10 protein-coding genes are annotated in these 12,630 nt (G+C 66.1%); 8 read left to right on the top strand and 2 right to left on the bottom strand.

Annotated features, from left to right (window positions below):
- Window positions 1-3: 3 nt before the first annotated feature.
- Window positions 4-804: a TraX family protein gene (locus HBJ55_RS09150; RefSeq protein ID WP_167113286.1), complete on the bottom strand. Its 801-nt coding sequence runs from the start codon at window positions 802-804 to the stop codon at window positions 4-6.
- A gap of 87 nt (window positions 805-891) precedes the next feature.
- On the opposite strand from HBJ55_RS09150, the gene HBJ55_RS09145 reads away from it, so the two are divergent.
- The 8 genes from HBJ55_RS09145 to HBJ55_RS09110 all read left to right on the top strand — a co-directional run bounded on the left by HBJ55_RS09145 (window position 892) and on the right by HBJ55_RS09110 (window position 10,145).
- Window positions 892-1,851: a LysR family transcriptional regulator gene (locus HBJ55_RS09145; RefSeq protein WP_167113284.1), complete on the top strand. Its 960-nt coding sequence runs from the start codon at window positions 892-894 to the stop codon at window positions 1,849-1,851.
- 185 nt (window positions 1,852-2,036) lie between these two features.
- Window positions 2,037-2,564, top strand: a complete 528-nt coding sequence (locus tag HBJ55_RS09140) for a TRAP transporter small permease subunit (RefSeq protein WP_167113282.1) — start codon at window positions 2,037-2,039, stop codon at window positions 2,562-2,564.
- Window positions 2,561-3,883, top strand: coding sequence for a TRAP transporter large permease (locus HBJ55_RS09135; protein WP_167113280.1), 1,323 nt, complete (start codon window positions 2,561-2,563; stop codon window positions 3,881-3,883). Before HBJ55_RS09140 ends, HBJ55_RS09135 begins: the two co-directional genes overlap by 4 nt.
- 79 nt (window positions 3,884-3,962) lie before the next feature.
- Window positions 3,963-5,021 (top strand): TRAP transporter substrate-binding protein, encoded by a 1,059-nt coding sequence (locus tag HBJ55_RS09130; protein ID WP_167113278.1) that lies wholly within the window; start codon window positions 3,963-3,965, stop codon window positions 5,019-5,021.
- Between the two features lie 113 nt (window positions 5,022-5,134).
- Window positions 5,135-6,514 (top strand): glutamine synthetase family protein, encoded by a 1,380-nt coding sequence (locus HBJ55_RS09125; RefSeq protein ID WP_167113276.1) that lies wholly within the window; start codon window positions 5,135-5,137, stop codon window positions 6,512-6,514.
- A gap of 223 nt (window positions 6,515-6,737) precedes the next feature.
- Window positions 6,738-8,123, top strand: coding sequence for an aldehyde dehydrogenase family protein (locus HBJ55_RS09120; RefSeq protein WP_167113274.1), 1,386 nt, complete (start codon window positions 6,738-6,740; stop codon window positions 8,121-8,123).
- Window positions 8,124-8,142: 19 nt separating this feature from the next.
- The gene (locus tag HBJ55_RS09115; protein ID WP_206022425.1) at window positions 8,143-9,324 is read left to right on the top strand and encodes an iron-containing alcohol dehydrogenase; all 1,182 of its coding nucleotides are present in this window, start codon (window positions 8,143-8,145) and stop codon (window positions 9,322-9,324) included.
- A gap of 83 nt (window positions 9,325-9,407) precedes the next feature.
- A complete protein-coding gene (locus HBJ55_RS09110; RefSeq protein ID WP_338071986.1) occupies window positions 9,408-10,145 on the top strand; it encodes a glutamine amidotransferase-related protein in 738 nt (245 codons plus the stop codon).
- A 156-nt stretch (window positions 10,146-10,301) separates the two neighbouring features.
- Here HBJ55_RS09110 and HBJ55_RS09105 read toward each other — a convergent pair whose 3' ends face one another.
- Window positions 10,302-12,566, bottom strand: a complete 2,265-nt coding sequence (locus HBJ55_RS09105; RefSeq protein WP_167113272.1) for a heavy metal translocating P-type ATPase — start codon at window positions 12,564-12,566, stop codon at window positions 10,302-10,304.
- Window positions 12,567-12,630: the final 64 nt, after the last annotated feature.

Below are 12,630 nucleotides of genomic sequence, written 5' to 3'. Positions count from 1 at the left end.
GATTCAGCCCAGCCCTCCGCTGACCCACAGCCATAGCGCAATCACGGCGAAGTGGGCCGGGTACCATGCCAGCCACAGCCGGCGCGGCATGGGGGCGGGCACGCCGGGTGTCAGCCGATGCGCACCAGCGGCCAGCCACAGCACCGCGAGACAGGTGGCGACGGTGAACGACTTGGCCATGTCGGAGCTGTTCATCAGCCCGGCCACGACCAGCAGCGGCACGGCCATGGCGACGGCAGCGAGTCGCTCGGCTAGAGTGACCCCGGCCTGGTGCAAATGGTGCATCGCGAGCATGAACAGCGGAATCAGTAGCAGCCCGCGGTGGCCGTACTCGACCCAGTCGCCGAGCAGATACCAGACTGCCAGTGTGGTCGCCAGGCCCAGCCCTGCCCAGGCACTGCCCAGGTTGCCATCGCGATGGCGCGCAAGCAGTTCGCGCAGCCAGGCACCCCAGGCCAGACCCAGCGCCAGGGTGAAGCAGACGTTGAGGATGAAGGCGTCGGAGGCCCTTGGCATCAGCATGTAGGGCAGCTGCGCGGCGAGCCCGATGACCAGGATACGGCGGGCGTAGCGCAGCGGGTTGCGCGTATTGAACAGGCCGTGCCAGGCGACCATCGCGGCGAACAGCGGAAAGGCGATGCGGCCCAGCGACGACCCCGCCCAGCCGAGTTCCCAGCCGGCAGGCAGCACGTAGCGGGTCAGATGGTCGATGGTCATGGTGGCAAGCGCCAGCCACTGTCCCCAGCCGGTCCAGGTGGAAACGGGGCGCTCTGGCACTGCCGGGGCGACGGCCTCTCCGGTCATCGGAACCTCCCTGTTAATGACGACAGTGTGACCGGTGCGCTGTGAAAGGAGTTCCAGCGCCCGGCGGGATGAAACGAGGGCATACAGATGCGCAGCGGCTTCGGTTTCGATCTTCGCAGCATGGAAATCTTCGTCGAGACATTGGAGCAGGGCAGCCAGAGCGCGGCGGCCAGGCGACTGGGGCTCAAGCAGTCCTCGGTTTCGCAGAGCCTGGCCAACCTGGAGGAGAGCATGGGCGTGACCCTGTTCAAGCGTCACTCCCGCCCGCTGGAGCCGACCAGCGCAGGACGATTCTTCTACGACCGTGCCCGTCGCCTGCTCGACGACGCGCGCAACACCCGGCGCGAGCTGGTCAGCGGCGGCTTCGGCCAGCTCCATCAGGTGCGCCTGGCGCTGGTCGACTCGCTGGCCACGGCGGTGGGGCAGCCGTTGATCGAGCTGATCCGACGCCATACCCGCGACTATACCCTGACCACCGGGCTGTCGCACATGCACGGCCACTCCCTGCTGACACGGCACGTGGATATCATCGTTTCCGATGATCGCCTGGAGAACTACGATGGCCTGGAGCGTCACGCCTTGCTGCGTGAGCCCTTCGTGCTGGTGATGCCGCTCTCCTGGAACGGCCCGCTGGATAACCTGCGCTGGCTGGCGCGCCATCTTGACTTCGTGCGCTATACGCCGCAGTCGCTGATCGGCCAGGCCATCGAGCGCCACCTGCGCTTGAACCAGCTCGAGCTGCCGGCCCGGCTGCATCTCGACAATACCTTCGCCGTGCTGCGCCTGGTCAGTGCCGGTGCCGGATGGACCATCACCACCCCGCTGTGTCTCTATCAGGCCGGCCTCGACGATCTCCAGGTCGCGGTGGCGCCGTTGCCGCTGGCGCCACTCACTCGGGAACTGACGCTGGTGGCCCGGCGCGACGAACTGGGCGAGCTGCCAGCATTGCTGGCCCGTGACAGCCGACGCCTGCTCGAGCAGCACTTCCGCGCCCAACTGGAGCGGGCGCTGCCCTGGCTCTCCGCCGAGGTCGTCACCCAGACCTGAACTCTCCATCGCTGACATAGCCTCTTCACCATGCACCCTGTGGGAGCGTCGATCGGTCCAGGCGTTCCTCTCCTGAGCACTATCGATTTCATCGATACTCAACGCGTCGCCGATACCGATGCTTGTTGCGCATTTCCTGGTCCCGTCCGAAGACTGAGCGAAACCCAAGCGATCGGTGCTGGAAGATGCCAAGAATAATAACGCTCTACGTGCGTTGGGTGGATGCATTCAACCGGGTGGTGGGACGCATCGTCATGTTCCTGATCTTCGTGATGATCGGTGTCCTGCTCTACGCCTCGGTAGCGCGTACGGCCTTCAACAGCCCGCTGATCTGGAGCATTGAGGTCTCGCAGTTCATGATGGCCGCCTACTACATGCTGGGCGGCGCCTACGCCATGCAGATGGGCGCGCATGTGCGCATGGACCTGTTCTATTCGCGCTGGTCGGACCGCACCCGAGCCATCGTCGACGCCCTTACCATCGTGCTGCTGCTGGTCTTCCTCGGTGCGCTGTTTGCCGGCGGTATCTCCAGCACGGAGTACGCTCTGCGCTACGGCGAGAAGAGCTATACCTCCTGGGCGCCGCCCCTGGCGCCGATCAAGATCACCATGACCTTCGGCGTGCTCCTCATGCTGCTGCAGAGTGTCTCGACCCTGTTCAAGGACATTGCCCGGGCGCGTGGCGTGATGCTGGAAGGGGAGCGTCTCGAATGAGCTACGAGATGATCGCCCTGTTGATGTTCTCGACCATGATGCTGCTGCTGCTCACCGGGCAGCGGGTATTCGGCGTGATCGGCTTCGTCGGTGCCGCTTCGGCGCTGCTGCTGTGGGGACACGGCGGCGTGGAGATGCCGTTCAATTCCGCCATCCAACTGATGAACTGGTATCCGCTGCTGACCCTGCCGCTGTTCATCTATATGGGGTACATGCTCTCCGAGTCTGGTATTGCCAGCGAACTCTACGAGATGTTCCACGTCTGGATGGGCTCGCTCAGGGGCGGCCTGGCGGTGGGCACCATCGGCCTGATGGTGGTGGTCTCGGCGATGAACGGATTGAGCGTGGCCGGCATGGCGATAGGCGCGACCATCGCCCTGCCGGAACTGCTGCGCCGCGGTTACGACAAGATCATGGTCACCGGCGTGATCCAGGCCGGCAGCTCGCTGGGTATCCTGGTGCCGCCCAGCGTGGTGCTGGTGCTCTACGGCATGATCGCGCGCCAGCCGGTCAGCCAGCTGTGGCTGGCCGGGGCCATTCCCGGCCTGATCCTGGCCGCGCTGTTCGTGATCTACATCGTCATCCGCTGCCGTCTGCAGCCGCATCTCGGCCCGGCGCTGCCCGCCGAGGAGCGCCAGATGAGCCTGGGCGAGAAGCTCAAGCTGCTGCGTGCCGGCATCCTGCCGCTGCTGATCTTCTTCTTCATGACCGGGCTGTTCCTGATGGGCGTCACCAGCCTGGTGGAGAGTTCGGCGGTGGGGGCGGTATCGGCCACCCTGGCGGCGTTGGTCAAGCGCCGCCTGACCTGGGCGGTGATCGAGAGCACCGTGCACAAGACGCTCGGCATCAGCTGCATGTTCATGTGGATCATCCTCGCGGCGCTGTGTTTCGGTGCGGTATTCGACGGCCTCGGCGCGGTACGTGCCATCGAGAACATCTTCCTCGACCGCATCGGCATGAGCCCTTGGCAGATACTGGTGATGATGCAGCTCTCCTACATCCTGCTGGGGATGTTTCTGGACGACACTGCCATGCTGGTTATCGTCGCGCCGCTCTACGTGCCGCTGGTGATCAGCCTGGGCTTCGACCCGATCTGGTACGGCGTGCTCTACACCATCACCGTTCAGATCGCCTACATGACCCCGCCGTTCGGCTACAACCTGTTCCTGATGCGCGCCATGGCGCCGCCGGAGATCTCGCTGGGCGACATCTACCGCAGCGTCTGGCCCTTCGTCGGCATCATGCTGATCGGGTTGGCGCTGATCACGATCTTCCCGCAGCTGGCGCTGTGGCTGCCGCAGCTCTATCGCGGCTACTGACTTCCAGGAGGTGAACCACGGCACGACGATCGAATACCGCGAATCTTCCGACAACAAGCAAAACAGCAGGAGAAGACCCATGACCAATCGTCGCGATTTTCTCAAGAAGGCGGGCCTGGCCACCGCCGCCACTGTCGGGGCCACGACTCTCTCGGCGCCCTACGTGCATGCCCAGTCGCGCAGCCCGATTCGCTGGCGGCTGCAAACCTACGCCGGGCCGGCACTCGCCGAGCACGTGATCAAGCCCTCCATCGACGCCTTCAACAAGGCCGCCAACGGCGAGATGGAGATCGAGCTTTACTACGCCGACCAGCTGGTGCCCACCGGCGAGCTGTTCCGTGCCATGCAGCGCGGCACCATCGATGCCGTACAGAGCGATGACGACTCGATCAACGCACCCGTCGACGTCTCGGTGTTCGGCGGCTATTTCCCGTTTGCCTCGCGCTACAGCCTCGACGTGCCGGCGCTGTTCCATCACTACGGGCTCAAGGAGATCTGGGAGGAGGCGTACGGTGAGGTCGAGGGCGTTACCTGGCTGGGTTCGGGCGCCTGGGACCCGTGCAACTTCGTTACCCGCGAGCCGATCCGAAGCCTCGACGACCTCGAGGGCAAGCGCGTCTTCACCTTCCCCACCGCGGGGCGCTTCCTCAGCCGCTTCGGCGTGGTACCGGTGACGTTGCCGTGGGAGGACATCGAGGTCGCCATGCAGACCCGTGAGCTCGACGGCATCGCCTGGGCCGGCATCACCGAGGCCTATACCGTGGGCTGGGCCGACGTCAGCAGCTACTACCTGACCAACAACATCTCCGGTGCCTGGGCGGGATCGTACTTTGCCAATACCGAGCGTTGGAACGAGGTTCCCGAGCATTTGCAGACCCTATTCAAGCTATGCATGGACAGCTCGCATTACTACCGCCAGCACTGGTACTGGTGGGGCGAGGCGCACTACCGCACCACCGGCGGCAAGCTGGAGCTGACCTCGATACCCGAGGAGGAGTGGCAGCGGCTCGAGGACGAGGCCTTGGCCTTCTGGGACGAGATCGCCCAGGAGAGCGACCGCAGCGCCCGCGTCGTGCAGATCCTCAAGGACTATCGGCAGACCATGCAGCAGGCAGGGCCTCCCTACCGCTACGGTTGAGGGAAGGGCGGGAGTGCCGGGCCCGGCTCGGTGCTCTCGCCGGCTCTCATCGAACGGTTTCGAAGCACTGTTTTGACGAACAATGACAACGAAGGGTGTACGAGGAAGCAGCGATGAGCCGACTCCAGGCAAGAGAGATCAAGAACGCCGACGACGCCCGGCGGATCGTCGAGCAGCGTGGCCTCAGCCACGTCAAGGTCGGCATGTTCGACATCGACGGCGTGATGGTCGGCAAGTACATGCGCCGCGACAAGTTCTTCCACGCACTCGGTGAGGGTTTCGCCTTCTGCGACGTGGTGCTGGGCTGGGACAGCAAGGACGAGCTCTACGACAACGTGAAGTACACCGGCTGGCACACCGGCTACCCCGATGCCGCACTGCGGGTCATTCCCGAGAGTTGCCGCGAGCTGCCCTGCGAAGGCGACATGCTGCTGTTCCTGGCCGAGTTCACCGGCGCGGCCGAGACGATCTGCCCACGCGGGCTGCTGCGCCGCGTGCTGGCGAAGGCCGAGGGGATGGGCTTTGCCGCCTGCGGTGCACTGGAGTACGAGTTCTTCCTGTTCCAGGAGACCCCGGAGTCGGTGCGCGAGAAGGGGTTCCGCAACCTCAAGCCGCTGACCCCCGACATGATGGGCTATTCGATGCTCAGGAGTTCGGTGCATGGCGAGCTCTACCACGAACTGCTGGGCATGGCCGAGACGATGGACTTTCCCATCGAGGGGCTGCATACCGAGACCGGCCCCGGCGTGCTGGAGGCAGCGATACGCGTCGACGAGGCGCTGGCCGCCGGCGACAAGGGCGCCCTGTTCAAGACCTTCACCAAGGTATGGGCCCAGCGCCGCGGGCTGATGGCCACCTTCATGGCCAAATGGTCGCCGGACTACCCCGGCCAGAGCGGCCACATCCATCTCTCGCTCAATCACTTCGACAGCGGTGAGTCGGCCTTCTTCGACGCCGACCAACCCCACGGCATGAGCGACATCCAGCGCCACTTCGTCGCCGGGCAGCAGAAGCTGATGCCGGAGTTCCTGGCCATGTTCTCCCCCACGGTAAACAGCTATACCCGCCTGATTCCCGGTTTCTGGGCGCCCACCGATGCTACCTGGGGCGTGGAGAACCGCACCACGGCACTGCGGGTAATTCCCGGCAGTCCCAAGTCGCAGCGCGTCGAGTATCGCCTGGGCAGCGCCGACGCCAACCCCTACCTGGCGCTGGCCGCTGCCATTGGCTCCGGCCTCTACGGCATCGAGCATCAGCTCGAGCCGGATGAGGCGGTGACCGGCAACGCCTACGAATTGGTTCACCCCGAGCATCAGGCGCTGTCGCGTACGCTGTGGGAGGCCGCCCAGCGGCTCAAGGCCTCCGAGGCGGCACGCAGCCTGTTCGGTGACGCCTTCGTCGAGCACTTCGCGGCGACACGGGAGTGGGAAGAACGCCAGTTCCGGCGTCACATTACGGATTGGGAGTTGGACCGCTATTTCGAAATTATCTGATCCGCACTGGCTGCGCGATCCGCAGGGCTGTGTTGGAGCGAAAACCCGCGATGCTCATTGACTGGAGTCAACTCCGCTCGCTCCTTTCCGCTCCGCCTTGCCTGCGAACCGCTCGCTCAGTGCTCACCTTGGCTAAGCCTTCAGGCACTAACCGCCAAGATGGACAAGGTTCAAGCACTCTCTGTTTCTCTGCGAAACGGACTTGATAGCAGGAGAACGCCAAGTGGCCATACAGAAGACAATTTCTCCGGTCGACGGGTCGGTCTACGTCGAGCGGGAGCTGGCCGACCCGGCACGGGTCGAGGCGGCGCTGGATAAAGCGGTGGCGGCGCAGCGTACGTGGCGCGAGACGAGCCTCGCCGAGCGGGCACGGCTGTGCTCGAAGATGGTCGATGCCTTCGTCGCCCGCCGCGACGAGCTGGCCCGCGAGCTGACCTGGCAGATGGGGCGACCGATCGCCGTGGCCGGCGGCGAGATCGGCGGCTTCGAGGATCGCGCGCGGACCATGATCTCGTTGGCCGAGGATGCCCTGGCGCCGATTCGCCTGGTCGACAAGCCCGGCTTCACCCGCTACATCACCCGCGAACCGCTGGGCGTGTCGTTCATCGTCGCGCCGTGGAATTTCCCCTTCATGACCGCGGTGAATGCCGTGGTGCCGGCGATCATGGCGGGCAACACGGTGATCCTCAAGCACTCCGCCCAGACCCCGCTGTGCGCCGAGCGCTTCCAGCAGGCCTTCGACGAGGCCGGGTTGCCCGAGGGTGTGTTCCAGCACCTGCATCTTTCCCATGACGCTGCGGAAACCGTGATTCGCGACCCCCGCATCGCCCATATCTCCTTCACCGGATCGGTGGCGGGCGGGGCGATGGTCGAGCGCAACGCCGCCGGGCACTTCATTGCCACGGGCCTTGAGCTCGGCGGCAAGGACCCGGCTTATATCCGCGCCGATGTGAACCTCGACGAGGCGGTACCAGGAGTGATGGACGGTGCCTTCTTCAACTCGGGGCAGAGCTGCTGCGGCATCGAGCGCATCTACGTGCATGAGTCGATCTTCGACGACTTCGTCGAGCGCGCCGTGGCCTGGGTGCGCCAGCTGCGGCTGGGCAACCCCACCGATCCGGCGACAACCCTGGGGCCGCTGGTGCGCCCCGCGGCGGCGGACTTCGTGCGCGGCCAGGTCGAGGAGGCGGTCGCCGCCGGCGCCAGGGCGTGGATCGATCCCGGCGACTATCCGCACTCGGTGCCGGGCAGCGCCTACCTGGCGCCGCAGGTGCTGACCGGTGTCGACCACTCGATGCGGGTGATGACCGAGGAGAGCTTCGGCCCGGTGGTCGGCATCATGCCGGTAGCGGACGACGACGAGGCCGTGCGGTTGATGAACGACAGCGATTTCGGCCTCACCGCCGCGGTATTCACCCGCGATATCGCCACCGGCGAAGCCATCGCCCGGCGCCTCGAGGCCGGCACCGTATTCACCAACCGCTGCGACTACCTCGACCCGGAGCTGGCCTGGACCGGGGTCAAGCAGTCGGGGCGGGGCTGTTCGCTGTCACGCATCGGCTACGAGACATTGACCCGGCCCAAGTCATTCCACCTCAAACACGCCTGAGCTGGCCCAGGAGAACGCCATGAGCCACGACATGAACCACTACACCATGGGCTGGAACTATCCCTCGAACATCCTCACCGGGGCCGGGCGCATTCGCGACCTGCCCGAGGCATGCCGGGCGCTTGGCATGGGCGCGCCGCTGCTGATCACCGACCCTGGGCTTGCGGCACTGCCGATGGTGCAGGCATGCGTGCAGGCGTGCCAGGAAGCCGGCCTGCGCATCGCCGTGTTCAGCCAGGTCAAGGGCAACCCCACCGGGCGCAACGTGCTCGACGGCATGGCCGCTTTCCGCAACGGCAGCCACGACGGCGTTATCGCCTTCGGCGGCGGCTCGGGGCTCGACGCCGCCAAGGCGGTGGCGCTGATGGCCAACCAGCGCGAGGGGCTGTCGCTGTGGTCGCTGGAGGACATCGGCGACAACTGGAAGAATGCCGACGCCCAGGCCATCGCCCCCATCGTCGCCGTGCCCACCACCGCGGGAACCGGCTCGGAGGTGGGGCGCGCCTCGGTAATCACCGACGAGGCGGAGCACGTCAAGCGCATCATCTTCCACCCCGGCATGGTGCCTGCAACGGTGATCCTCGACCCCGAGCTCACCGTGGGGCTGCCGCCGGCGATTACCGCCGCCACCGGCATGGATGCGCTGTCGCACTGCATGGAGGCGTGGTGCTCGTCGCTCTACCACCCCATGGCCGAGGGTATCGCCGTGGAGGGCATGCGTCGCATCGACCTCTACCTGCAGCGCGCCTACAGCAATGGTGGCGACCTCGAGGCACGCATGAACATGCTGGTGGCATCGAGCATGGGGGCCACCGCCTTCCAGCGCGGCCTGGGCGCCATGCACGCCCTGGCGCATCCGCTAGGGGCGCTCTACGACGCCCACCATGGAACCTTGAACGCGGTGCTGATGCCCTACGTGCTGCGTGCCAACGAGCGCGCCATCGGCGAGCCGATGGTACGCCTGGGACGCTATCTCAACCTGGATCAGCCGGGTACGGCGGCGGTGATCGAATGGGTGCTGGGCCTGCGCGAGCGGCTCGGCATTCCACACAGCCTGGCCGAACTCGGCATCGATACGCGCCAGGCCGACAAGGTCGGGCGCATGGCGGTGGCGGATCCGTCGTCGGGCACCAACCCGGTCGCCTTCGACGCCGACGAGTACCGTGGTATTTTCGTGGCCGCCGTGGAGGGCCGTCTCTAGGCTTCGTCGGAAGTCTTCGGACGAAGCCAAGGGGTTATGCTGGCGATGCCGTGGCTGGCAGGCCGGAGTCCAGGGAAGGTTCAATGAAAGGAGATTCACCGATGCGCATCGGGCTATTGCAGTGCGATGACGTGGCGCCGGAACTGCGCGAGGCCCACGGCAACTATCCGGAAATGTTCGCCGCCCTGTTCCGGCGGGTCGACCCCACGCTGGAGTTCCAGGTCTGGCGTTGCCTGGACGGCGAGATACCCGACGACATCGAAGCCGTTGACGCCTGGATGACCACCGGCTCGAAGTACGGCGTCAACGACGGGCTGCCCTGGGTCGACGCGCTGTGTGCCTTCGTGCGTGAACTATGGGAGGCCGGCAAGCCGCTGGTGGGTATCTGCTTCGGTCATCAGCTGATGGCCAAGGCGTTGGGAGGTGAAGTCGTCAAGAGTGATCGGGGTTGGGGCGTAGGCATGTCGTTCAACCGCATCCAGACACGCGCCGAGTGGATGGAGCCTTGGCAGCCGGGCCTCGACCTGTTGGTCAGCCACCAGGACCAGATCGAGGCGCTGCCGCCCGAGGCCACCGTTGTCGGCGGCAGTGATTTCTGCCCCCACTACCTGATGCAGATCGGCGAGCACTTCCTCGGCGTGCAGGGCCACCCAGAATTCACCAAGGAATACTCGCGCGACCTCATGGCCCTGCGCCGCGAGCTGGTCGGCGACGAGCGCGTGCGAGAAGGGCAGAGCTCGCTCTCCACCGAAGTCGACGACACGCTGATGGCGCGCTGGATTCTGAATTTCCTGCAGAGGGCGATAAAAATGCACGCCTGAGCGTTGCCGGACGAGGCCCCGCTGCCGGGCAGCTCTGGGTCCATCAGGGTGTGACCTCAAAGTCCTGCTGCTGCAGGTGCCAGCGCAGGCCAGGCCTACGATGTCGGCACCGACGACCATGACCTCGGCATGCTGCGGCGATTCCATGGGGGCTCCTTATTGAGCCGTTTCCTCATCGAAGGGCTTACGCCTTAGATCATGCTGCTGCTTGTCAACGCCTGACCGCCTGTCCTGGCGCAGCAACCTCAGGCCGTTGGCCACCACCAGCAGGCTGGCGCCCATGTCGGCGAACACGGCCATCCACAGGGTGGCGTGGCCGCTGAAGGCCAGCGCCATGAAGACCACCTTGAAACCCAGAGCAATGGCGATGTTCTGCATCAAGATGCTGCGTGTGCGACGCGACAGGCGCAGGAAGTCGGCCAGCCGGCGTGGGTCGTCGTCCATCAGCGCCACGTCGGCGGTCTCGATGGCGGCATCACTGCCCAAAGCCCCCATGGCGAAGCCGATGTCGGCGCGGGCCAGTGCCGGGGCGTCGTTGATGCCGTCGCCCACCATGCCCACCGAACCTTGCTGAGTGCGGGCCTCGATCATGGCCAGTTTGTCTTCCGGCAGCAGCGAGCCGTGGGCCTCGTCGATGCCGGCCTTGGCGGCCACCGCGGATACGCTCGCGGGGTTGTCGCCGCTCAGCATCAGCGTGGTCACGCCCAGGCGATGCAGCGCTTCGACCGCCTCGCGGCTCTCTTCTCGCAGCGGGTCGCCGACGGCAAACAGCGCCAACGGGCGGGTTTCCTCGCCCAGGATCACCAAGGTCTCGCCGCGGGCCTCGTGCTCGGCCAGGTGGGCTTCGAGCGTGCCGCCTACCGTCGCGAACTGCTGCATCAACCGGCGATTTCCGAGCCAGACAGTATGTTCGTCCAGCCTTGCAACGACGCCTCGGCCGGGCAGTTCCTGCACGCCGTTCACTTCCAGCGGAACGATGCCATCTGCCTCGGCGGCACGCGCCAGGGCCGCTGACACCGGGTGCGAGGAACGGCCGGCGAGCCCTGCTGCCAGGCCGCGCAGCCTGACCTGGGTGGGTTCGTCCTGCGTTGGATCGAGCGGGTGCCAGTCACGCTGGGAGGGGCGACCCTGGGTCAGGGTGCCGGTCTTGTCGAAGGCCAGCGTAACTAGCCGATAGCCCTGCTCGAGCACATTGCCGCCCTTGATCAGGATGCCCGAGCGTGCGGCGGCCGCCAAGCCACTGACGATGGTCACCGGGGTGGAGATCACCAGCGCGCAGGGGCAGGCGATCACAAGCAGGACCAGCGCGCGGTAGACACCCTCGAACCAGCCGATGCCGAACAGCCACGGCCAGGTGAGCGCCACCAGCAGGGCGATGGCGAACACCGCCGGGGTATAGACGGCGGCGAAGCGGTCGATGAAGCTCTGGGTAGGGGCGCGGCTGGCCTGGGCCTGCTCGACGGTATGAATGATGCGGGCCAGTGTGGTGTCGCTGGCTGCTCGGGTGGTTCGATAGAGGAACTCGCTACCCTGGTTGACGCTGCCGGCGAACACGGCCTCGCCCGGTGCCTTGTCCACCGGCAGGCTCTCGCCGGTGATGGGCGATTCGTCCAGCGCCGGGTGGCCTTCGGCGACGCTGCCGTCCAGCGCCAGGCGCTCGCCGGGACGCACGCGAACCAGGCTGTCGACGGCGACCTCACCGGCCGGGAAGGAACGGAAGCTGCCATCCGGCTGCTGCACGCTGGCGCTCTCCGGTGCCAGGTCGAGCAGTTCGCGAATGGCGTTGCGAGCCCGGCCCAGCGAGCGCGCCTCGATTCGCTCGGCCAGGGTGAACAGCACCAGCACCATGGCCGCCTCGGCCCACTGGCCGATCAGCAGCGCGCCGGTCACCGCCACGCTCATCAGCGCGTTGATGTTGAGGGTGCGGTGGCGCAGGGCGATAAAGCCCTTCTTCCAGGTGGGCAGGCCGACCAGGGCGATGGCCGCCAGCGCCAGCGCGGCGGCTAGCCAGGGCTCGGCCAGCTCCAGCCAGTGGCTGGCCTCGGCCGCCAGGGCTAAAGTGGCGGCTACGCCGATCTTCCACCATGGCTCCTCGTCGCTCGCAGCCGGCGCCGTGCGCTGGGCCGGGTCATCGCGCTCGGCGGTCATGCCGGTGGCGGCAATGCGGCGCCGAATGGCCTCCTCGCCCACATTCCGATGATGCACGGTGAGTTTGCGGCCGATCAGGTCGAAATCGAGCCGCTCGATGCCCGGCATGTCCTCCAGCGCCCGGCGCAGCAAGCCCTCCTCGGTGGGGCAGCACATCGCCTCGATGCGCAGGCGCAGCGAATCGACGCCTGGCTGAGGGGCCTTCGGCCGCGTCGGGGGCGGGGACGTATCGACGCTGCAGGCGCCGCCGGAGCAGCAGGATCGTTCGGCCATGGTAGAACTCCGTGTCATTGGTCTACCATGATGGAACACCCTGTAGCCACTACAGGGTCAAGCG

The sequence above is a fragment of the Billgrantia bachuensis genome (assembly GCF_011742165.1).
In the GTDB taxonomy this organism is placed as follows: domain Bacteria; phylum Pseudomonadota; class Gammaproteobacteria; order Pseudomonadales; family Halomonadaceae; genus Halomonas; species Halomonas bachuensis.
The sequence above is the reverse complement of the archived record's forward strand: the minus strand, read 5'-3'. Positions and strand labels throughout refer to the sequence as shown.

Coding starts and splice junctions, on each gene's coding strand:
- HBJ55_RS09150 (WP_167113286.1), bottom strand. CDS start 804: ATGACCGGAGAGGCCGTCGCCCCGGCAGTGCCAGAGCGCCCCGTTTCC.
- HBJ55_RS09145 (WP_167113284.1), top strand. CDS start 892: ATGCGCAGCGGCTTCGGTTTCGATCTTCGCAGCATGGAAATCTTCGTC.
- HBJ55_RS09140 (WP_167113282.1), top strand. CDS start 2,037: ATGCCAAGAATAATAACGCTCTACGTGCGTTGGGTGGATGCATTCAAC.
- HBJ55_RS09135 (WP_167113280.1), top strand. CDS start 2,561: ATGAGCTACGAGATGATCGCCCTGTTGATGTTCTCGACCATGATGCTG.
- HBJ55_RS09130 (WP_167113278.1), top strand. CDS start 3,963: ATGACCAATCGTCGCGATTTTCTCAAGAAGGCGGGCCTGGCCACCGCC.
- HBJ55_RS09125 (WP_167113276.1), top strand. CDS start 5,135: ATGAGCCGACTCCAGGCAAGAGAGATCAAGAACGCCGACGACGCCCGG.
- HBJ55_RS09115 (WP_206022425.1), top strand. CDS start 8,143: ATGAGCCACGACATGAACCACTACACCATGGGCTGGAACTATCCCTCG.
- HBJ55_RS09110 (WP_338071986.1), top strand. CDS start 9,408: ATGAAAGGAGATTCACCGATGCGCATCGGGCTATTGCAGTGCGATGAC.
- HBJ55_RS09105 (WP_167113272.1), bottom strand. CDS start 12,566: ATGGCCGAACGATCCTGCTGCTCCGGCGGCGCCTGCAGCGTCGATACG.